At 65.5% G+C, this 21,698-nt stretch carries 16 protein-coding genes and 1 pseudogene; 10 read left to right on the top strand and 7 right to left on the bottom strand.

The genetic code is table 11. The annotated features are described in order from the left end of the window. Together RJ05_RS04420 and RJ05_RS04415 are read right to left on the bottom strand one after the other, a co-directional pair. A pseudogene (locus RJ05_RS04420) lies at positions 1 to 804 on the bottom strand (hypothetical protein); the annotation flags it as partial. Between the two features lie 82 nt (positions 805 to 886). Continuing rightward, positions 887 to 3,424 (bottom strand): FHA domain-containing protein, encoded by a 2,538-nt coding sequence (locus tag RJ05_RS04415; protein WP_036533400.1) that lies wholly within the window; start codon positions 3,422 to 3,424, stop codon positions 887 to 889. A 108-nt stretch (positions 3,425 to 3,532) separates the two neighbouring features. Here RJ05_RS04415 and RJ05_RS04410 point away from each other — a divergent pair, with 108 nt between their 5' ends. Next, complete coding sequence (locus tag RJ05_RS04410) at positions 3,533 to 4,978, top strand: neutral zinc metallopeptidase (protein WP_036533404.1); 1,446 nt, start codon at positions 3,533 to 3,535, stop codon at positions 4,976 to 4,978. Positions 4,979 to 4,981: 3 nt separating this feature from the next. Here the strand turns inward: RJ05_RS04410 and RJ05_RS04405 are convergent, their stop codons facing one another. Then, positions 4,982 to 6,301, bottom strand: coding sequence for an FHA domain-containing protein (locus RJ05_RS04405; protein WP_036533398.1), 1,320 nt, complete (start codon positions 6,299 to 6,301; stop codon positions 4,982 to 4,984). Between the two features lie 169 nt (positions 6,302 to 6,470). Between RJ05_RS04405 and RJ05_RS04400 the strand changes: the two genes are divergently transcribed. The 9 genes from RJ05_RS04400 to RJ05_RS04360 all read left to right on the top strand — a co-directional run bounded on the left by RJ05_RS04400 (position 6,471) and on the right by RJ05_RS04360 (position 18,595). After that, positions 6,471 to 7,688, top strand: a complete 1,218-nt coding sequence (locus tag RJ05_RS04400; protein ID WP_051016230.1) for a DUF7373 family lipoprotein — start codon at positions 6,471 to 6,473, stop codon at positions 7,686 to 7,688. An 11-nt stretch (positions 7,689 to 7,699) separates the two neighbouring features. Then, positions 7,700 to 8,917, top strand: a complete 1,218-nt coding sequence (locus tag RJ05_RS04395; protein WP_138445724.1) for a DUF7373 family lipoprotein — start codon at positions 7,700 to 7,702, stop codon at positions 8,915 to 8,917. An 89-nt stretch (positions 8,918 to 9,006) separates the two neighbouring features. Then, a complete protein-coding gene (locus RJ05_RS04390; RefSeq protein ID WP_036533394.1) occupies positions 9,007 to 10,221 on the top strand; it encodes a DUF7373 family lipoprotein in 1,215 nt (404 codons plus the stop codon). A 29-nt stretch (positions 10,222 to 10,250) separates the two neighbouring features. Beyond that, positions 10,251 to 11,453, top strand: coding sequence for a DUF7373 family lipoprotein (locus RJ05_RS04385; RefSeq protein ID WP_036533392.1), 1,203 nt, complete (start codon positions 10,251 to 10,253; stop codon positions 11,451 to 11,453). 116 nt (positions 11,454 to 11,569) lie between these two features. Next, a complete protein-coding gene (locus RJ05_RS04380) occupies positions 11,570 to 13,222 on the top strand; it encodes a serine/threonine-protein kinase (protein WP_036533391.1) in 1,653 nt (550 codons plus the stop codon). Positions 13,223 to 13,257: 35 nt separating this feature from the next. After that, the gene (locus RJ05_RS04375) at positions 13,258 to 14,481 is read left to right on the top strand and encodes a DUF7373 family lipoprotein (protein ID WP_036533389.1); all 1,224 of its coding nucleotides are present in this window, start codon (positions 13,258 to 13,260) and stop codon (positions 14,479 to 14,481) included. Between the two features lie 9 nt (positions 14,482 to 14,490). After that, positions 14,491 to 15,726, top strand: coding sequence for a DUF7373 family lipoprotein (locus RJ05_RS04370; protein WP_138445725.1), 1,236 nt, complete (start codon positions 14,491 to 14,493; stop codon positions 15,724 to 15,726). Between the two features lie 7 nt (positions 15,727 to 15,733). Further along, positions 15,734 to 16,960, top strand: a complete 1,227-nt coding sequence (locus tag RJ05_RS04365) for a DUF7373 family lipoprotein (protein WP_036533385.1) — start codon at positions 15,734 to 15,736, stop codon at positions 16,958 to 16,960. Between the two features lie 78 nt (positions 16,961 to 17,038). Further along, a complete protein-coding gene (locus RJ05_RS04360; protein ID WP_036533383.1) occupies positions 17,039 to 18,595 on the top strand; it encodes a serine/threonine-protein kinase in 1,557 nt (518 codons plus the stop codon). A gap of 141 nt (positions 18,596 to 18,736) precedes the next feature. Here the strand turns inward: RJ05_RS04360 and RJ05_RS04355 are convergent, their stop codons facing one another. The 4 genes from RJ05_RS04355 to RJ05_RS04340 form a co-directional block, all read right to left on the bottom strand. Continuing rightward, positions 18,737 to 19,018, bottom strand: a complete 282-nt coding sequence (locus tag RJ05_RS04355) for a WXG100 family type VII secretion target (protein ID WP_036533382.1) — start codon at positions 19,016 to 19,018, stop codon at positions 18,737 to 18,739. A gap of 30 nt (positions 19,019 to 19,048) precedes the next feature. Then, entirely contained in the window at positions 19,049 to 19,372 is a 324-nt protein-coding gene (locus tag RJ05_RS04350) for a WXG100 family type VII secretion target (protein WP_036533402.1), read from the bottom strand. A gap of 129 nt (positions 19,373 to 19,501) precedes the next feature. Then, on the bottom strand, positions 19,502 to 20,803 hold the full coding sequence (locus RJ05_RS04345) for a type VII secretion-associated protein (RefSeq protein WP_170214341.1): 1,302 nt from the start codon (positions 20,801 to 20,803) through the stop codon (positions 19,502 to 19,504). 158 nt (positions 20,804 to 20,961) lie between these two features. After that, positions 20,962 to 21,698 (bottom strand): FtsK/SpoIIIE domain-containing protein (locus RJ05_RS04340; protein ID WP_036533378.1); only part of this gene is annotated, 737 nt, incomplete at its 5' end.

The raw sequence follows: 21,698 nt of genomic DNA, 5'->3' as shown, positions 1-21,698 counted from the left end.
GAGCACGAGCGCGTGCATGGGGTGGTCGGCGCTGTGCAGGCGCTGGCCGAGGTGATTCTGGAAGGCCAGCCGGAGCGGATCGTTGAAGCAGACGTTTCCGGCGAGCAGCACCGTCGAGGTGTCGGCGCCGATCGCGCGCGCGGCCGCCATGACCTCGATGACGGCGTCGTCGGCGGAGCGGGCGTCACGGGTGGCCTCGGGCGGGATGGCGACGTCGACCGATTCGGTCGGCTGCTCGTCATCGGCATGCACCGCGACCACCAGCATGGTGCGCCCATCGGAGTAGACGCCGGTGGCGCCGACACCGCGGGGATTCATCCGGTCGGGCGGGCGGACCAGCCCGAGCGCGCGCACATACCCCGACAACGCGACCGACTCCGGCAGTGGCTCGACCGTGACGTCGAGCTGCTCCACCAGCTCGCAGTAGGTGTCGACCTTCTCGTCCGGCCATCCGTCCGGGTACGGCAGAGCCACCACATCGGGCTTACCGCGCAGATACTTGCCGACCGCGGCCAGCGGGTTGTAGAGCCGGGCCCGGAACACAAGCTCGGCCGGCCAGGTGGCTCCGGCGATGACGATCTGCGGATGACCGAGGATGTCGCGCACGTCGGCGATGGCCATGCCCAGGTCGGGCCGCTGCCGGTCCAACCCCGCGGTATGCAGCCTGCCGGAGGCGTCCGCCAGCAGATATGCGGGAGTGGTGTAACTACCCTCGACCTGGACCGGGCGGATCGGGGTGCCCCCACCGCCGGCGGCCACGGACACCACATCCCACCCGAGATGTATTGCCCCTACTCGCACCATCACAGGCATCAGTGTGCCTGCTGTGCGCGCGACACGCTCGGCGCACCGGCAGACCGGCCGCTACCGGCGACGACACGCCCACTCATGACGCTGTCTTCTTCAGCCGTAGCCGGTGCCAGGTGACCACCGACAAGATCGCGGTCACCACCAGCAGCATGGCGATGTCGAGCAGCCAGATGCCCGCACTGTGTTCCCACAGCTTGTCGGGCTGGGCGTTGGCGAACAGCGTCCGGATGTCGACGGTCGACGCCGCGGCCGCGTAACCCCAGCGCGAGGGGAACAGCCAGGAGATCTGCTCGAGCACCACGCGATCGGTCACCGGGATCATGCCGCCCGCCATCACCAGCTGCACCATGATCGTCACCACCAGCAGCGGCATGACCTGTTCGTTGGATTTGGCCAGCGTCGACAGGGCCAACCCGACGACCACGCAGGACACCGCGGTGAACGCCACGCCGATATACAGCTCGAGACTGCCGGACGGTATCAACGCTCCCGCACCCGGCGGATTCTTTCCCGCCAGCGCGATGCCGATGAGCACGGCCGATTGCAACAGGGCCGCGACGCTGAAGACCACGATCTTGGCCATGGCGTAGGCCGAGGGCAGCAGGCCGACCGCGCGCTCGCGGAAGAAGATGGTGCGCTCGCCGACCAGGTCACGCACGGTCAGTGTCGAACCCATGAAGCAGGCGCCGAGCACCAGCACCACCAGCAGCTGCTGGGTTTCGCCGCCGCCCTGGTGGACGAACAGCTGCTCGCCGTTCGGCCCGGGCACCGGCACCTGCGGGCCCGGCGCGAAGCCGTTCTCACCCGGGACGACCAGCGTCAGCACGCCGAGAACGAACGGCAGGATCACCAGGAACGCGAGATAGCCGCGGTCGGCCAGGATCAATCGCACCTGCCGCCGTACCAAGGTGGAGAACTGCCGCCATCCGCTCGATTGCGGCGGGCTGCCCATCGCGCCGTGCCGCATCGGCGCGGGCGGAGGTGGCGGCGGTATGAACGCCTGCCGCGATCGATAGGCCGCGAACGCCTGGTCCGGGTTCGCCGCGACATTGGCGAAGATCTCCGCCCAGTCGCTGGTCCCGAGCGCGCTGCCGACACCGGCCGGGTTGCCCGCATAGGCGGTCTTACCGCCGGGCGCGAGCAGCACGACCTGATCGCACATGTCCAGGCAGGCCACCGAGTGGGTGACCACGATGACGACGCGGCCGGCGTCGGCCAGCTCGCGCAGCATCACCATCACCTGACGGTCCAGCGCCGGGTCGAGGCCGGAGGTCGGCTCATCCAGGATCAGCAGCGACGGACCGGTCAGCAGCTCCAGCGCCACCGACGCGCGCTTGCGCTGACCGCCCGAGAGCCGATCCACCCTGGTATCGGCGTGCTCGGTGAGCGAAAGCTCTTTGAGCACACCGTCGATGACCTGCTGCCGGTCGGCGCTCGAGGTATCGGGTGGCAGCCGCAGCTCGGCGGCGAACCCGAGCGCCTGGCGCACGGTGAGCTGGCGGTGCAGCACATCGTCCTGCGGGACCATGCCGATGCGGGAACGCAGCGCTTCGTATTCGGCGTGCAGGTTGCGGCCTTCGAAGGTGACCACACCGCCCGAGGGCTGGGTATTGCCCGCGATCAGCTTCGACAGCGTCGACTTACCCGCACCGGACGGGCCGATCAACGCGGTGAGCGTGCCGCGCCCGGCTTGCAGATTGACATCGACGAGCAGCTGCTTATTGCCCTCGACGGTGAATCCGACCCCGTGCACGTGCAGGCCCTGCTCGGCGACCGGGCGCTGCCGGTGCACCAGCGTGCCCTGCTGGACCACGAAGTCGACGTTGCCGATGGTGATGATGTCGCGCTCGCGCAGCACCGTGCGCTGCTGCCGGACACCGTTGACGAAGGTGCCGTTGGCCGAGCCGAGATCCTCGATGGTCAGGCCCTCGGACCCGGCGACCAGCCGGGCGTGCCTGCGCGAGGCCAGCGGATCGTTGACCACGATCTGGTTGTCGGCGGTACGGCCGATCGCCAGGCCACCGGCGGGCAGCCGGTCCGCGCGCGCGATCGGCGAGGTCGACGGCCTGGCCCGCACCGGAGGCAACGACGAGGTGTCGGCCTTGGTCGTCATATTGATATTGACGTTGGGCGCCGCCGGTTGCGGCTGCGGCGCACTGTGGAATCCGGCGATCCGGCTCGCCCCCGACTGCGGTCCCGAGTGCGGACGCTGCGGCGGCGCAGGCGGCGGCCGCAAGCCCTGCCGCGGCGGCTGCACCGGGTGCTGCGGCTGCGAGGAATGCTGCGGCGGACGAGATTGCGGCGCGGCGGGCAGCAGATGCAACAGCGGCCCGGTGATCGCGTCACCGAGCCGCACCTGCATGGGCCGATCAATGGACACCGGCCGGCTGAGCCGGGCCGCATCGACGAACACACCGTTGGTGCTGCCGTTGTCGCGCAGCACCCAGGCACCCCCCTGCCAGGCCAAGATCGCGTGTACCCGTGACACCAGCGGACTGTCGACGAACAGGGTCACTTCCGGCGCGCGGCCCATGGTGACCTGCTGGCTCGAATCGAAAATTCGTTCGGTTCCATCATGGCGCACGGTGATGGTCTGCGCCCCCGGTGAAGACATGCAGCGGATACTATTCCATCACCCGGACATCGGCGGTGCCCCCGATGCGCCATGCCCCGTTCCGGCGACCGAAACACCGACCGACCGGCCGACGAGGGGGAGGAACCGATGCGGCAACGTCGTGCGACCGCCGTCATCATCGCCGTGCTGTGCGCGGTCACCGTTGTGGCGGGGTGCACCCGATCCGTGGACGGCCGGGCCGTCTCGATCTACGACGACCCCTTCAAAGTGGCAGGCCTGCCGACCACCAGCGGCCCGAGCGGCCCCCGTCCCGACGTCCCCGACAGTGAGCTCAGCGCGACCAACGGCGACGGCGGCGAGGTCGACACCCTTGCCCTCAACGCCGTCGAGGACATCCAGGCCTACTGGGCCGAGGAGTACCCCAAGGAATTCGAGGGCGAGTTCGAACCGGTCGACAAGCTGGTCTCCTGGAGCGCCAAGGCCGCCCGCAACGACTCGGTCGAGTTCTGCACCGAAACCACCTACCGCCTGGTCAATGCCGCCTACTGCCGGCTCGACAACTCCATCGGCTGGGACCGTGCACTGCTGCTGCCGACCATGGAGGAAACCTTCGGCAAGATGTCGGTGGTCATGGTGCTGGCACACGAATACGGCCACGCCATCCAGACCATGTCCAAGATCGTCGGCCGCAAAGACCCGGTCATCGTCAAGGAACAGCAGGCCGACTGCTTCGCCGGCGCGTTCATGCGCCATGTCGCCGAAGGTAAGTCGAAGCACTTCACCATCAACACCTCCGACGGGCTCAACTCGGTGCTCGCCGCGACCGTCGCCATCCGCGACTCCGACCCGGACGATCCGGAGAGCGTGCACGGATCGGCATTCGAGCGGGTCACCGCCGTGCAGATCGGATTCACCGACGGCCCCAAGGGCTGCAAGGCCATCGACATGGATGAAATCGAGCGGCGCCGTGGTGATCTGCCGCAGAGCTTCGAAGGCGATGCCGGCCGCGGTGAATACCCGATCACCAAAGAGAACCTGATCGAGCTGAGCAAGGCGCTGGCCGCGATCCTGCCGATCGACACCGACCCCACCTACCGCTACGACGGCGCCCAGGTCGACTGCACCAACGGCGCCACCACCGAACCGGTGAGCTACTGCCCCGCCAGCAACACCATCGCCACCGACATCCCCGGCCTGGCCGAACGCGGCACCTCCGACACCGATCCGGACGATCCGCTGCCGGTGAAGGTGACCGGCGACTACAACGGTTACGTCGTCTTCGTCGCCCGCTACGCGCTGGCCGTGCAGCGGGCTCAGGGGCAGCAGCTGGTCGGCGCCAAGACGGGCCTGCGCTCGGCTTGCCTGTCCGGCGTCGTCACCGGCAAGCTCGCCGAACCCGGCAGGCCGCCATCGGAAGGCGATATCACCCTGGCCGCAGGGGATCTGGACGAAGCGGTGTCCGGGCTGCTCACCGACGGGCTCGCCGCCAGTGACATCAAGGGGCAGACGGTGCCGAGTGGTTTCGCCCGGGTCGACGCCTTCCGCGCCGGCGTGCTCAACGGCGAGACCACCTGCATGTCGCGGTACTCCTGACCGTCAGCCGAACGGTGGTGGTGCCGCGGGATCGAAGCGCAGCACCCGGTTGCCGATCATGATCTCGGTACCGGGCAGCAGCACCATCGGCTGGTTCGGTGGCAGCCGCACCCAGTCGCGATAGCCGGCCACCCGGGTGCGGGTGCCGTTGGTCGAGCCACGGTCCACCAGCGTCACATCCCAATTGACCAGCACGATCTCGGCGTGCGCGCGCGACATTCCGCCCGAGTTGTCCTCGATCTTGAGCGGGATCAGGCCGCGGCGGGCCTGCTCGGAATGCTCCGGATCACGTCCGATGACGGCGTCGGCGGCGAGCATGAACGTCATCCCGTCGTCGAGTACAAGCATGCCGAGCGGGGGCCGCACCACCTCGCTCAACGCCTGGGTCTGGTCGACCGGCATCCCGCAGACGGTGCAGAACGCCGAGCGCGGATCGCTGGGATGTGCCCGCGCGCATTTGAATCCCATGACCTTGACCGCGAGCGTGGTCGCGCGGGCGGTGGCCTCCAGCCGACGCTGCAACTGCGGGTCCGGCCGTGGTGAGGGGTCGGTGCCGGCGCGCTCTTCGGACGATTCCGGTGGCTGGTCGCCGTCGCTCATGTCGAGCATCGAGGTCGAGGCCTGCGTGGGCGTCACGTTCGGGTCCACCGGCGCCGATTGCGCCGCAACGGGTTCCGCCGAACGCTCCTGGTCGATGCGTGCGGTCGGCAGTGGCGGCGGCGCCGATCGCCGATGAGAGCCACCCTCGGTATGTTCGGCGCCGGCCCGGCGCGGTGCGTGGGCGCGCACCTCGTCGGACCAGACGATCACCCCGTCGGCCTGGGCGATACCTTCCACCAGCCAGCCGATTCCGCGTTCGGTGGGCAGCTCGGGCACTCGGCCGCCGTTGTCGTCGACGAACAGCGCGACCGCCTTCGACGGCACCGACGCCACCCGGTCGACGGTGAACGCCGCGTCGCTGCCCCGGTACCGTTCGACCCGCTCACCGGCGAGCACCGCGGTGACGGCGCCGTGCAGGAAGATCGCCACCCCACCGTTCTCGGCGGGTGACAAGATGCCGAAGTCGATCGGGCGGCCGGGACTGATCTGCTCGGCGTCCTTCATCAACCAGCGCGTGGCATGGCGCGCCACCAGTGCACCCGGGCCGGAAGGCTGCTGCTCGGCCGCGTCGCTCACCAACTCGGCCAGCGATTCCAGCGCTCGAACCGCAGGCGATTCCTGGGTGGGCTTACCCCGATCCCGGTGCGCCACGACCACCACCGCACCCGCGACCCTGGCCGCCGCGTGATTGCCGGCGACCACCTCGACCTGCCGATCCTTCAACGGTATCGGCCCTCCCCTGGATCGGAATGCTGGATCGTCGCCACCAGACCAGAGTATTGCAATGCGAACAACACCGGTCCTGTTACCCGCGGTTCGAGCACCGCTGCAGCGCCGCGATGTCGGACCGGTGCCGTACTATCCGCCTGACACACTCGAGTGAGGGGGGAGCGTGCGGTTCAACGCAGGATCTCATCGGTTCCGGGCCGTCATCGGCCTGCTGCTGGCATGCGCCGTTGTCGCGACGAGCTGCGGGTCCGACACCGAAACAGCCGCACCCGCGGTGGACCTGACGCAGTTCGACGTCGGCGGATACCCGACCCTGCCGCGCCAACTCGGCGCGCCGAAGAACAAAGACGTCCCCCGGCTCGTCGAAGCGCAGCGGCTCGCCAACATCATGCCGCTGCCGGTCGAGATCGATCCGAGGTTCGGATACCAGGGCCCCGGTACCCGCACCTTCCTGCTGCCGGGCGAGGCACATCTGAGCCCGATCCACCGCTGGATCAGCGAGGAGCACTTCGCCGATGACGCGAAGGGCTTCATCTCCGGGTTCTCCGCCACCGCGCAGTCGACCAAGGCTTCGGCCCTGGCGACCACGCTGTCGAGCAACGTCCTCATCTTCACCGATGCGGCCGCGGCCACCGAAGCCGCGGCGAAGCTGTCTCGTGCCCGGTTCCTTCGTGACGACAAGGGCCCGGTCGAACCGGCGAAGCTGGACAAGTTCCCCGCAGCTCATGTGCGGTGGCAGCCGGGCCAGCAGACGCTGGCGTCGTGGCTGGCGCAGGACGAGTTCGTCATTGTCACCATCGCCTACAACGCCGAGGCACTCATGCTGGGCGAATCCGACCTGCCCGGCCTGTCGGCGCTGGCCGAGAAGGCCATCACCGCCACGAGCACCAGCCTGGAGAAGTTCGAGCCGACCCCGGCGGACAAGCTGATGGAGAACTCGATCGACCCCGACGGCATGCGGTCGATCTCGCTGGCCCGTCCGATGGGCGATTCCTTCGTCAATGTCCCGGGCACCTACGACCTGCACGGTTCCCTGCATTTCCCGACCGACCCGGTCGAGCGTAAGCAGGAACTCGTCGACGCGGGCGTCGATCGGGTGGCCCATGACGCCGGCGAGCTGTACCGGACCGCCGATGCGGAATCCGCACAAGAGCTCAAAGACAAATCGTCGCAGCTCAATCGGATGTTCCGCAGCGCTCCGGCGCCGAAGGGGCTGCCTCAGGCCACCTGCACCGAGTACAAGGGCCCCGCCCAGGGCGCGATCCGGTTCTACTGCCATGTCGCCTTCGACCGCTATTACGCGTTCATGGCGGCCGAACAATTGCTGGACGCCCAGCAACGGATATCCGCCCAGTACGCCATTCTGGCCAATTCGAAGTAGGGCTGCGGCACATGCGAATTCGAACCATCCTTCGGTCATCATCGGCCCGGTATGCCGCGCTGGCCATGGCCGCGACCGCCGCACTCGCGGGTTGCTCCTCGGTGCCGGGGACCGCGATACCCGGCGAGCCCGACATCCGCGGCTTCGCCACCGGCAGCTACCCGACCACACCGCTCGACCTGCGCTGGGAGTACAACCCCACCCTGCTCGACGGCATCCAGCTGGCGATCATGCGACTGTCGGACAATGTCGTCAACGGCATCGACATCGACCCGAAGCTGAAGTACAACCGCGGCGCCGCGGGCTTCGACGATTCCGAATCGGCCACCGATCTGCTGGCCGACGTCAACGGGCCGGTGCTGGACCGGCACGGATTCATGTTCGGCCTCGGCATCACCTCCGCGGACCGGGCGAAGAAACCCGACAAATCGGTAGGGGAAACGGCGGTCACCATCGGTGTCCTGCAATTCCGTGACGACAAAGCCGCCGAGGCCGCCGCCCGCGAGCTCGACCGGACCGATTTCGCGGTGGCCCCCGACCTGAACAGGCCCGTAGAACTGAAGACCTACCCCGACGCCCATTCTCATTGGCGGCCGGGCATTCCCACCCTCGGCTCGACGATGGCCGTCGGCAGCTACGTGATCAACTTGCTGCTCTCCTGGCCGAGCGCCGATCTGGATGCGCTCACCGCGCTCGCCGAGAAGACCTACGCTGCCCAGGTGCCGCTGCTCGAGCAATTGCCCGCGCTGTCCAAGCGTGAGGTGGCCGCACTCCCGTTCGACCAGGAGTCGATGTTCCAGCGGATTCTGACCTCGGAGGATTTCTTCTTCTCACCCCGCGTCGGCAGCGTCGCCACCCACTCCCCGCGCGGCCTGCTGCACTGGGTGGGCGAGCCGACGGATGTGCAGAAGGCCATGGCAGACAGCGGCATCGACAGGGTCGCCATCGCCGACGACACCTACCTGTGGCGTGCGCGCGACGCCGACGGGGCCGCGAAGTTCGCCGACACCCGGCAGAAGTCGAGCCGGTGGAACCCGATCGATGCGCCGCCCGGCGTGCCGGAGGCGCGTTGCGCCGAGGACGCCAGCCCGTCGGACTCCGACCACAAGTACGTCTGCGTCGTTCGATACGGCCGCTACGCCGCCCAGGTCCAGAGCGGCCAGCCGGTCGACGTGAAACAGCGAGCCGCAGCGCAATACGCTCTGCTCGCCACCAGCCAGTACCAGTGAGAACAGTCCGGCGGCCGGGCAAGATTCCGGTCGTGCGGCGCACCGGTGCAGTACTATCCGGCTGACGCACTCGGAGTAAAGGGGGGAGCGTGCAGCTCACCGCGAGATCTCATCGTTTCCGGGCGGGGGTCGCCCTGCTGTTCGCCTGCGCTCTCGCCGCGGCGGGCTGCGGGTCCGATACCGAGGCCGCCGAGCCGGCGGTGGACCTGGCCCAGCTCGACGTCGGCGGCTACGCGACCCTCCCGCGCGAGCTCGGCCCACCGAAGAACAAGGACGTGCCCCGGTTCGTCGAGGCCCAGCGCCTCGGCAACGTCATGCCGCTACCGGTGGAGATCGACCCGAAGCTGGTGTATCAGCCGCCGGGCACGGTGCGTCCGTTCCTGCTCCCCGACGAGTCGCACCCGAGCCCGATCCACCGCTGGATCAAGGAGGACAACTTCGCCAACGACGCGAAGGGGTTCATCTCCGGGTTCTCGGCCACGGGGCAGTCCAACGAGATCAACACACTCGCCTACACGCTGTCGAACAACGTCCTCATCTTCTCCGACGCGAAAGCCGCGGCCGAAGCCGCGGCGAACCTGTCCCGAGCGGCTTTCTATGACGACGGCCCGGTCGAGCCCGCGAAGCTCGACAAGTACCCGGACGCGCATGTGCGCTGGCAGCCGAGCGGGCAGGTGCTCGCGTCCTGGCTGGCCAAAGACGAATTCGTGCTCGTCACGATCACCAACAATTTCGAGAACGTGGTCGTGGGCGAATCCGACAAGCCCGGTTTGACGGCGCTCGCGGAAAAGTCCATCGCCGCGACCATCTCCGCGCTGGACAAGTTCGAGCCGACTCCGCCCGATCAACTCATGAACAAGTCCATCGACCCGGACGGCATGCGTTCGATATCGCTGCGCCGTCCCGAGGGTGATTCGTTCCTGAACGTCCCCGGCACCTACGACCTGCATGGATCACTGCATTTCCCGATGGATCCGCTCGAACGCAAGCAGCTGCTGGTCGAGGCAGGGGTCGACCGGGTCGCCTACGACGCCGGCGAGCTGTACCGAGCGGCGGACGCGGATTCCGCGCGCGAGCTCAAAGAGAAGTCCTCGGAGCTCAATCGCTACTTCCGCAGCGCGGATTCGCCGAAGGGCCTACCGCAGGCCACCTGCACCGAGTACAAAGGCCCCGCCAAGGGCGCGATCCGGTTCTACTGCCACGTCGCCTACGACCGCTATTACGCGTTCATGGGTGCCGAACAGCTCCTGGACGCCCAGCAACGGATATCCGCCCAGTACGCCATCCTGGCCAACTCCGAGTAGGACTGCGGCACATGCGAATTCGAAGCATAATGACCAGGCACGCCGTTCGCGGCGCCGCGCTCGCCGTCGTGGCCGCCGCGGTACTGGCGGGCTGCTCATCGGTCTCGGGGACCCCGCAGGCGGCCGAGATCGACGTCCGTGAACTCGATACCGGCAGCTACCCGACCATTCCGCTGGATATGCGCATCGAGTACGTGAACTCGCTGCGGGCCGGCACCGAGTTCGCGATCATGCGATTGGCCGACAACGTCATCAACGGCATCGACGTCGACCCGAAGCTGAAATACAACCGCGGCATCAAGGGCTTCGACAATCCCCGCGCGGCCACCGAGCTGCTCGCCGACGTCAACGGGCCGGTGCTCGAGCGGCACAAGTTCATGTTCGGTCTCGGCCTCACCTCGGCCGACCGCGCCAAGCAGGAGAGCAAAACCGCGGGCGAAGTCTCGATGACCCTCGCCGTTCTGCAGTTCCCGGACGAGCAGACCGCGAAAACCGCCGCCCGCGACCTGGACCAGGCCGACTTCGACGTGGCGCGCGACCAGAACAAGCCAGTCCAGCTGAGCGACTACCCCGACGCGCATTCGCACTGGCGGCCGGGCATCCCATCGCTCGGGTCGTCCATGGCCGTCGGCAGCTATGTCATGAGCATGCTGGTCACCTGGACCAGCCCCGACCTCGACTCGCTGACCGCGCTCGCCGAGAAGACCTACGCGGCCCAGATCCCGCTGCTCGAAAAGCTCCCGCCGCTATCCAAGCGAGAAGCCCTCGAGCTCCCCTACGACCCGGACCTGATGTTCCAACGGACGCTGACGCCGGAGGACTACTTCTTCTCCCCCATGCTGGGCAGCACCGCGGTCCACACTCCGCGCGGGATCCTGCATTGGTCCGCCGAACCCGGCCCCGGTAAGAAGGCGATGGAAGAACACGGCGTCGATCGCATCGCGATGGCCGAGGACAATCTGCTCTGGCGCACCCAAGACGCGGCCGCCGCGAAGGGTTTCGCCGAGACCCGACTGACCGAAAGCAAATGGACACCGATCGACGCACCGAAGGACGTACCCGGCGTCCGTTGCGCCGAGGACTCGAGCGGATACGACGGCTCCGACACCCGGTACGGCTGCGTCGTCTTCTACGACAGGTACGTCGCCCAGGTCCACAGCGGTCAACCGGTCGACGTCCGGCAACGGGCGGCCGCGCAGTACGCACTACTGGCCAACGCCCAGTATCAGTAGGCCTCAGGAGTCCGTGACGCTCGGCCCGAACACGTCCCGCCGGCGCCCACTATGCTCCGGTGGACACACCGTAGCCGGCATCCGATGCCGCACCAGCCAAGACAGGAGACCGCGAGATGGCGATGAGCCCCGGCACCATCGTGGGCGGATATCGCATCCAGCGCGTACTCGGCGCGGGTGGGATGGGCACCGTCTACCTGGCCAAACACCCCAGCCTGCCGCGGATGGACGCGCTCAAGGTGCTCAGCGGACACCTCAGCGCGGACAACGAGTTCCGGGCCAGGTTCGAACGGGAAGCCAACCTGGCCGCCGGGCTCGACCACCCGAATATCGTGTCGGTCTACAACCGCGGCGAGGAGAACGGCCAGCTGTGGATCGCCATGCAGTACGTCGACGGCACCGATGCCGCCGCCGAACTCGAACGCGATCCGCGCGCCATGACCCCACAGCGTGCCCTGCGCATCGTCACCGAGGTCGGTAAAGGACTGGACTACGCGCACCGTCGCGGTCTGCTGCACCGCGACGTCAAACCGGCGAACTTCCTGCTCTCGGCCGAGCACGACGAAGAAGAACGCGTCCTGCTGACCGACTTCGGTGTCGCCAAATCTTCCGAAGACACCACCGACCTCACCCAGACCGGTAGCTTCGTCGCCACCATCGCCTACGCGCCCCCCGAACAGCTCGCCGGCGGCCGCCTCGACCACCGCGCCGACATCTACAGCCTGGCCTGCGCCTTCTACAAGCTGCTCACCGGCCAGAACCCCTACCCGGCAACCCAGCCCGCCATGGTCATGATGGGCCACCTGCACGAACCGCCGCCGCGCGCCACCGCCGTCAACCGCAACCTCCCACCCGCCATCGACCAGGTCTTCGCCCGCGCCCTGGCCAAGAACCCGGCCGAACGCTTCAACACCTGCCGCGAATTCACCGACGCCGCAACCCAGGTCCTGTCCGGATCCATCCCCCACGCCCCCGGCCCGAACTACACCTCCGGCGCCCACCAATACTCCACCGGAACCCTCGGCTACACCTCGGCCCCGCACGCCCAGGAACCCAGCTGGCCCCGCTACGCGGTCAACAACACCGCGGAGCAAACGCGTCCGCCCACCGACCCGCGCGCGCACATGTCAGCGCCCAACCAGTCGATCCCCTCGTCCTCCGCTCCCGCCGCACCCGCCCGCAAACGGCGCGGCATCCTCGCGGCAGCAGCCGCGGTGGTCGTGGTCGCCCTCGCCGCAGGCATCGGCATCTGGGCGCTCAGCGGCGGCGATACTCCGGCAGGCCCATCGGATACCTCGACAACCGCCGCAGCCCCCGGCTCCATCGAAGAAGCGCGCCAGAACAATCCGGCATTCGAAGGCAAAACCGTCACAGTCGTCGACGTCACCGGCGGCAAAGCCTACGACAACCAGCTCGCCATGTACCTCACCCCGAGCGACCAGGCGAAATTCCTCCAGGACCTCGGATTCGCCTTCAACTCCGCGTTCACCAGCACAGGCAACGAGACCTCCCCGAGGCCGGTCACCAAGGAGGACCGCTACACAACGTTCTCGAAAATCAACTCCGGCTACCTCATCGCCATCCGCAGTGACGAAGGAGCAGGCGGCGGCGGCCTTTCCGGTCTCGACCCCTACATCAACGATGTCAAAGCGACCGTGATCGTCGTCGACGACCCCGCCACGGTGAACGCCTTCCGCAACTGGACCTCGTCCTCCCAACCCCTGCTCCTGGAGAAGCTCATTCCGATCCTGCGAGCACAAGTGAAGTAGTATCCGTCCGGACCTACGAACACAAGGGGGAGGGCATGATCCATGCTGCGCGATCCGGACTGATCAGAACGATCGGCGCCGTGGCAATGTCAGGAGCGCTCGCGGTGACGCTCGGAGCTTGCGGGGGAAGCGAAGTCGAAGGCAAGGCAGCAACCGCAAAGCCCGATCTATCCGACCTCGACGTCGGCAACTATCAGGCGGAGCCGGTGGAGCTCGGAAATGCCAAGAACGACAAGCAAGCACTCATCCGAGAGTCGCAACGGCTGGCCGACTTCGTCTTGTTGCCGTTCGAGATCGACCCGGCGTACGTCCAACACGACCCAACGCGCGGGGCGAAGAGCAACGTAGTCGCCAACAGTAAAGCATTGTCCGATCTGGTCATCAACGACACGTTCGATGATCTCACCGACAATCTCGTGGCCGGCTGGATGAATTCGTGGACGACCGAGGGTGCCGTTGACCAGCCGCGCCGAACATTGCACGTGGCGGTCATGATGTTCGCCAATGCGGAGGCGGCAGCTCAGGTCGGGCCCGCCCTCGAACACGACGACTTCACCTACAACGCACAGAATCAGCCGGTTACTTTATCTAAATACCCCGAGACGAAAGCCCATTGGCGCCCAGACGTATCGTCGATCGGCAGTTGGACGACGCACAACCGCTACGTCATATTTCTCAAGTACGTGGACGACACGACTGCACCGAATTTGACCCCGCTGGTCGCACACGTCGAGAAGGCGCTCGACGCGCAGATTCCATTGCTCGATCAATTCGAACCCACACCCGCAGATAAGCAGGGATCGGTCCCGCTCGATCCGGACGGCATCCTTGGTCGGACCCTGCCCCGCGGTAGCGATACGTTCTCGACGTTGGTTACACCGAGCGGCGCATACCGCAGCAGAGGCGCTTTTCACACGCTGACCCTGCACTCACTCGACTTCGTGGACAGAGCCGACATCCAGGCTATCGGCGTCGGAGCCAGCCTGGTGTTCCGCGCGGGCAGTGTCGATAAGGCGAAGGAGCTCTGGAACGAGTGGAAACCTTCGACCACTGAAGAAGGAAAGGGCCGGATCGCGACTCCTCCGAAAGGCATCGACACCGGGATCGAGTGCTACACCTACCTTCACGATTCCGGCGAGCCCAAGGAAAGCGAGTGCGTGATCCAAGCAGGTCCGTATGTCGCCCAAGTGTCGTCGCCGCAGATCCAGGACCTGCATCAAAAGGCCGCAGCCCAATACGCGTTGCTCGTCAGCGAGTGAGGGACCAGCATGAGTAACTCGATCGGCACCACACGGCGTGCGCTTCTGACGTCCGTCACGATCATTGCCCTGGCATCGACCGCGACAGGTTGCGCCGGATCCATCGAGGGTAGAGCCCTTCCCGGAATGACCGCCGTGGACCTCGAGAAGCTCGACTACGGCGAATTCCCGAATGCGCCACACGATTACGTCTATGCGACGTCCAGGACGTCCGCCGAGGTGTACCGCATCGAGTCGCGCCGCATGCTCAGCTACCTGGTGTCTCCGTACGATGTAGACAAAGACATGTCATTATTGGAGAGCACCCGCCTCCTCGAAGGAGGGCAGTCCTTCGATGATGAGATCTTGCCCAAGGCATTCGAGCCTGTTGCGGACCGGCACCACATGTTCGCCGGCGTGTCCACCCGACGTTCCAACGGAAGCCTGCGTGCGCACAAGGGCATGTCGATCGCTATCCTTCGGTTTCCCTCGGAAGCTTCAGCACAAGCAGCGGCGAATGACTTCGATCGAGTGCTGGGTGAAATTGCCCCCGATCGCACATCATTGACGATCCCCCGACACAGCGACGTCAAAGCGTCGACGAGGGACATGAAGGGCTACCTGTTCAAGCACTCCGGTCAGTACGTGATCGTGAGCTCCGTGACCTGGCCGAAGGCCGATCCGCACGTGATCGCACAGACCCTGGCCGGCCTCCTCGACCAGCAGGTACCCAAGGTCGAAGCACTGCAACCCACCCGGCCGAACGATATTCTGGACCTGTCCACCAATCCCGACGGCATACTTCGACTGACGGTCAAGTCGGCGAAGACCTCCGCGACAGACCTTTCCGCCAAGAACGACGCCTTCGAGGGCGCGATTTTCGATGCGGCGGGAGCGCGTCACCTGAATTTCGACGCTGCTCGGATGGAGCATGTTTTGACCGAGGCAGGGGTTGACCTGGTTGCTCATATCGAGGGCACCCTGTATCGGACCCGGGATCTGGAGTCGGCCTTCCACCTCCAGTCGGCGCTCGCCGAACTCGGCGACCTCGATCAAGAGGTCCCGGGCCCACCCGGGATCACCGACGCGCGCTGCGTCAGCCGCGACCAATATCATCCGGTATTCGATACGAAAACCGAATGCATCATCGTTCACGGCCGGTATGTCGCCAAGCTCATCTCTTGGGGAATGGCAGGCGGACGAATCGATCCGCAGCTGTATCAGCGTACCGCTGCCCAATATGCCATTCTGTCGAAAGCCAGGTGATCGAGGAATGCGTATTGCGCACTCACGACTCGGCGTAATCGTTCTGGCGCTCGCCGTTTCGGCCTCACTCGTCAGCGGTTGCGGCGACTCCGACGCGAACGATGCCGTAGAGGGCGGCGTCGATACGGCGCAGCTCGATCCCGGTAACTACCCGACTAAGCCTCGTACCGACGACGAGCTGGCAACCCCCGCAGCGGGGGTGAATCGCGAAGCAGCGAGGCTGGCCGAACACGTGCCGCTCATGATGGATATCGATAGCCGCCTCGTCTATAGCCAGACGAATATGCAGGGTCGTCGGTACACGCCGTTCCAACCGCCGACTCATCGCGAAGACATGAGCATGGTGGAGAATTTCAACGAGGTAGTTCCCGGACTGGTTGTGGGGTGGGGAACCGGCGGGCAACGCAGGCAGGAAATCGGCCTGGGCGAAAACGCTAACCTCCGAGTTCTGCGCTTCCAGACCGCCGACCAGGCCATGCATGCACAGCGTGTGCTTCCCGATGGATTCCTGAAGAAGTACCCCGAGTACCGACCGATCGACATCCCTTCATACTCGGCCGCCCGCAGCTTTGCCAGCCCGAATGGCTGGGTGAGCACCTGGCACGTCCGCGATGCTTATCTCATATACGTCCACAGCGCGCCCGGGTTGAATCCGGCGAAAGATCCGACCCCTGCCGTCGACTTGGCGAAGAAGGTGCTCGACAAGCAGATCGAACTACTAAAGGGGTACCAGCCCACAGGCGTCGACCAGATACCTGCGCTTCCTGCCGATATCGATGGCCTGTTCGCCCGAACGCTGCCCGTCGAAGACGCCGCTCAGTCAGAGCTGCCCGAGGATGATGTCGTCGGGGTATATCCGGTCGAAGCCGGAATTCACCTGAGCAAACGGTTCGACCTGGACCAGCAGGCCTTCGCCGACGCAGGTGTCGACCTGGTGTCGCGGGGCGATTCGTGGGTCTTCCGCGCGAAAGACGACGGCGCGGCGGTCAGATTGCTTGCCGCCGAACTCGCGCAGGTCGATTGGCAGTACAAGCCGACGTCGAGCCCTCCCGGTATGCCGGATGCCAAGTGCTTCGAGAAGAACCAGGACGACCCGTTCGTCACCTACTCCCTGATGGCGCCGACCTGTTATTTCACCGTTGGCCGTCATGTCGCCATTGTGGAGGCAGACCAGATCCAGGCCTTGCATCAAAAATCCGCTGCCCAGTACCTACTACTCGCGAACCAGGACTAGTTGTCGGACGGGCGGCAGATTCGCAGCGTACGCAATCGACCGTCGAGACGACCTTGTGATCGACAGGAGAAGTGTCAGATGCCGTTGCGGCCCGGCGCGATCATCGGTGGATACCGCATACTTCACGTCCTCGGCAGCGGGGGCATGGGCACGGTCTACTTGGCTCAGAACCCCATCCTGCCTCGGCAGGACGCACTCAAAGTCCTCAGTCCCGATCTGTCGACCGACTCGGAGTTCCGCGCCCGGTTCGAGCGCGAAGCGAACCTTGCCGCCGCTCTGGATCACGCCAATCTTGTCGCGGTGTACAACCGCGGCGAGGAAGACGGGCAGTTGTGGATCGCGATGCAATACGTCGACGGCACCGACGCCGCGGAGGAGGCGAAAAAGGGGCCGCAGGTGATGACGCCGCAGCGCGCTCTACGGATCGTCTCCGAGATCGGTAAGGGACTCGATTACGCGCACCGGCGCGGCCTGCTGCATCGTGATGTCAAGCCGGCGAACTTCCTGCTGTCCAGTTCTGATGGTGGCGATGAGGAGCGGGTGTTCCTGACCGATTTCGGTGTCGCCAAATCTGCCGAGGATGGCCAGGACCTCACAAGGACAGGCAACTTCATGGCGACGGTTGCCTACGCCCCACCTGAGCAGCTCGTCGGTGAGGTACTCGATCATCGCGCGGATATCTACAGCCTCGGCTGCTCGTTCTACAAACTGTTGACCGGCCAGAACCCGTACCCATCGACCATGCCCGCCGTGGTGATGATGGGCCACATTCATGAGCCGCCACCGAGCTTGACCAAGGTCAGGCCGGACCTTCCCCCCGCATTGGACAGGGTGATCGCCAAGGTCATGGCGAAAGCCCCCGAGGATCGCTACAGCAACTGCCGCGAGTTCGTTCAGGATGCGGAAGCAGCCCTCTTCGGGCGTGTCATCGAGAGAGCGCCCGGAACCGGCAACTTCCCGACCGCTCCGAACTACACCCAGAGCTTCCACAGCAATACCACTGCGGTCGGAGTTGTCGCACAGCACCGTCCACCCCCGGATCAGACGACAGTACGAAGGTCGTCGGCCGACTCCATCGACCAGCATTCCTTGCAACCGCAGGTGCGTAGACGTCGAGGGGCGCTCCTCGCTGCCGCGGGTTTGGTCACCGCCCTCTTGGTCGCCTTCGGTGCCTACATGGTCGTCGGCGGTGACAAAGGTGCCGACTCCACAGATTTGGCGTCAGTCCGGACTGAACACCCCGAATTCACCAACAAGACCGTCGCCGCCTATGACATCTCCAACTCGTCGGTCGCGGTGACGTTGGACGGCTCTGATCAGGCAAAATTCCTGCGCGATATCGGTTTTCGGTACAGCGATGCCTATCAACCGATTGGTGACGAGAAATCGCCGCGCACATTGCAATCCGGCTTCTCCGTCTCGCAACCGATCGATGTCGTCCTCGCCATAAGATCGGATAGTGAGGCAGGCAACGGGGGGTTGCGTGGCCTCCCGCCGACCTTGCTCAATGCATCGGCAACGATCGTCGTTATCGACGAGCCCGAAGCGGTGCAGGCATACCGAGTGTGGACGAATCAGTCCACACAGACCTTGGTCGACCGAATGGTCCCCGCGATCGCCAAGGCACTCGACTGAACCCACCGCGTGGAGCAGAGGCGTTGCGCGACATGTAGCTTCGACGCAGATGCCATCGACACCCCGCTCAGAACCGTTGAACAAAGAGTGCGCCCCAGCGTTTTATGCCGGGGCGCACTCCATTTGGTTCATCAGGTCGGATCAGGAGACCCACGAACGCGCGTTCATCGCGTCCATTTCGGTCATTGCGATCGCACCGTCCTCCACGACCTTCGCGATCGTCTCGAGGATATTGGCAAGATCGGCCTGGGCGTCGTTCCAACGGTTCTGGCGTTCGGTGTAGTCGATCTTCGCCTGGCCTTCCCATTCGGAGGTCAGCTGCGCGACATAACCCTTGAGGTCGTCCCCGGACTGAACGATGCGCTGGCTGGAAGAGCGGATGTCAGATGCGAGCTGGACAAGCTGTTCGTGTGAATACTTCATCAGTTGGTTCTCCTAGTCTCTTCCGCGATATCAGGGGTTCGTGATGTTCAGGCTCGAGCCGACGCTGGCAACACGCGACTTGTTGTCTTCCTCAGCCGCGGTGAAGTTCTTGCCGTTCGACCGAATACCGGCTTCGATCTCCTCGAGAGCCTGGTGCAGGCGATTCGAGGCATCTTTGTAGTCGAGCATCACCTGGTCGAATGCCGCCTGCGCCTCGCCCTCCCAGCTGTCCCGCGAGCCTTGTACGAGACCTTCCACGGTCTTCAGCTCCCCCTGAAGGGCCTGGTTTACGGTGTCGACGTGGTTGGCACCCGCCTCCATAGAGGCGGCATCATTCCTCACGTTTCCCGACATCATGCACTCCGTTCTTGTGACTTGATTCGGCCGCCCTCGTGGACCGAGCCGATTCGCTCCAACTACTAGATTGGACGCAGAGACCCGCCCAATCGGTTCCATCAATCTGGAAGAAAATTTGGGCTGGTGTCATGGGATGACTTCCAGCGTGGTTGCGACATCTGCACAGAGCTGTGTTGTCGTGTCTTGCCCCCCTGTCTGATATTGGCACCCGATGCCGACTTGGGTGCTGTGTTCGACGATAACATGCCAGTCGACTTGTGAACCGTCGTCTGGATGTTCGGTATAGGCCAGGCCCGATCGGCCGCCGAAGACCACGTCGCGGCGGAGCGGGCTCATGGTTCCAGCCGGCCGTTGCTTGATCTGCGCCTCGAGGTCGGCTGCGACCTTCTCATAACCGACGCCAGGGACGACTTGCTTCTGGGTGAGCGTGATTCGCGCCTTTGTGCCGTCTTCGGGAACCAAGTAGATGCGCGATCCACCAGCGGCCTCGGTGACTTTCCAGCCCGCCGGAACTTCGAACCGGATGTTTCCGATTGTTCGGGACGCTGGTGCGGCCTTCGTCATGGTCGTCTGCGCTGGGGTTGCCGGAGCGACCGTGGACGTCGAAGGTTCGGCCACGGTGGACGACTGGGCCGCAGCCGTCGCACCGGCCGAATCTCCCGGCTGATTGCGTACCACAGCCGCGCCGACGCCTGCGACGAGTATCGCGGCGGCCGCAGCTACACCGATGTAGATCGGCGTACGCGAACGAGGCGGACGGGTAGCAGCGGCGCGTTCACGCAGCGGCTGCAACCATTCGGTCTGTGGGAGCGGAGGAATCGCTGCCGTCGGGTAGGGCGAGGCTTCCGCCTGCTTGTTGCGGGCGAGGTCCGCGTTCGGCACCGTGCGTAAGTCGGTGTCGGAACCGGAGACTTCAACGACCGCCGAACCGATCAGTTCGAGGAAGCCGGTGTCGGCACCACCTACGACCAGCACACTGTCGGTGGGTCCACCGGACAGCAGACGCTCGAGAAGGGCGCGTAGCTCGCTGAAACCGGGACTGTCAGGGACGATCTCAGCGGCCGCAAGATTCGGCTCATGCTCGCACGCTTCGATCTCGGGGCCTCGCTGGCCGTAGATGATCGACGTGGCGGTCGTCGACAGTGGGCCGAATTCGAGTACCACGGTTCGCCGGTCACGGTTGCGGGTGTCCGCTGCTACGGCCCGAAGGGCTGCCTCGTAGAACTCGACCTCGGATGCGACGCGCAACCCGGCCGCTTCGATGGCCGACCGGCGTCTGGTTCCCCACTCGGTCGGGGTTACGACGGTGAGACGCTCGCAGGGCGCCGGTACCCGAAGCTCGGCAAGCAATCGGCCGAACACAGCGGTCATGCCGTCGACGGGCGAGGGCAAGCTCGGCAGGTACGCGATCCTGTCGGCGGTCAGCAATTGCACCGCCGAACAGGCCATCGACCGCGGTACGAGTGGTTCGCCCACGACGAGACTCATTCCGTCGCTGCCCGGCGCCACCGATGGTGGCATGTCCGCGTGGGTGTTCGAGGTCCGCGCCCAGAGCCGCGTTTCGGTGAGAGTCAGCTCGACGGCGGTCATGAGATGGGTGGCATCCACGAGGTCTGGATCAACTCGACACCCGCGCGGCTGACCATAGTGCCCCGGCCCGGCGGCATCGCGCTCGGGCGAACATTGCCGAGCAGGTTTCCTTCCTCGCGGCTGCCGCTCATGATCAGGCCCGGCGTAGCCAGGTCACGCAGACGCGCGATAGTGGCCTCGTACATTGCCCGGGACGCACCACCGGACCGGCGAGCGATCACGAGATGGAAACCCACGTCCTTGGCGTGCGGCAGATACTCGACGATCGGCGAAATCGGATTGCCGCTGCCTGTGACGACCAAGTCATAGTCGTCGACGATCAGGTACAGGTCCGGGCCCGACCACCAGGATCGATCGCGCAACTGCTGAGGGGTGATGTCCGGACCGGGCATGCGCGTCTGAAGGAGCCCGGCAAGGTCGGCGACGTTCGTACTCAAGCCTTGCGCGCTGGTTGCGTAAGCGGCGATGTGATCGCCCTCGACGGCTCCTAGCAGCGTTCGCCGGTAGTCGGCCAGAATGATCGCCGCTTCCTGAGGCCGGTTGGACTCCATGATGCCTTGGCAGATGCCACGCAGCAGCGTTGTCTTGCCGCATTCGGTGTCGCCGAAGATGAGGAAGTGCGGTTGCTCGTTGAAGTTGAGGAAGACCGGCGCAAGTTCGGATTCGCTGATGCCGATCGGGATGCTGGTGTTCTTTCGGAGGGGCACGATCGTCCCCCAGCCCTCGAGCGTTG

This window comes from Nocardia cyriacigeorgica NBRC 100375, from assembly GCF_000308555.1.
GTDB lineage: Bacteria > Actinomycetota > Actinomycetes > Mycobacteriales > Mycobacteriaceae > Nocardia > Nocardia cyriacigeorgica.
Note: the sequence above shows the minus strand (reverse complement) of the source record. Positions and strands in the feature narration are given on the sequence as shown.

Bases quoted from the DNA above. Each gene is read 5' to 3' on its own strand.
- RJ05_RS04415 (WP_036533400.1), bottom strand. From the start codon at position 3,424: ATGTCTTCACCGGGGGCGCAGACCATCACCGTGCGCCATGATGGAACC.
- RJ05_RS04410 (WP_036533404.1), top strand. From the start codon at position 3,533: ATGCGGCAACGTCGTGCGACCGCCGTCATCATCGCCGTGCTGTGCGCG.
- RJ05_RS04395 (WP_138445724.1), top strand. From the start codon at position 7,700: ATGCGAATTCGAACCATCCTTCGGTCATCATCGGCCCGGTATGCCGCG.
- RJ05_RS04385 (WP_036533392.1), top strand. From the start codon at position 10,251: ATGACCAGGCACGCCGTTCGCGGCGCCGCGCTCGCCGTCGTGGCCGCC.
- RJ05_RS04380 (WP_036533391.1), top strand. From the start codon at position 11,570: ATGGCGATGAGCCCCGGCACCATCGTGGGCGGATATCGCATCCAGCGC.
- RJ05_RS04375 (WP_036533389.1), top strand. From the start codon at position 13,258: ATGATCCATGCTGCGCGATCCGGACTGATCAGAACGATCGGCGCCGTG.
- RJ05_RS04370 (WP_138445725.1), top strand. From the start codon at position 14,491: ATGAGTAACTCGATCGGCACCACACGGCGTGCGCTTCTGACGTCCGTC.
- RJ05_RS04365 (WP_036533385.1), top strand. From the start codon at position 15,734: ATGCGTATTGCGCACTCACGACTCGGCGTAATCGTTCTGGCGCTCGCC.
- RJ05_RS04360 (WP_036533383.1), top strand. From the start codon at position 17,039: ATGCCGTTGCGGCCCGGCGCGATCATCGGTGGATACCGCATACTTCAC.
- RJ05_RS04355 (WP_036533382.1), bottom strand. From the start codon at position 19,018: ATGAAGTATTCACACGAACAGCTTGTCCAGCTCGCATCTGACATCCGC.
- RJ05_RS04350 (WP_036533402.1), bottom strand. From the start codon at position 19,372: ATGTCGGGAAACGTGAGGAATGATGCCGCCTCTATGGAGGCGGGTGCC.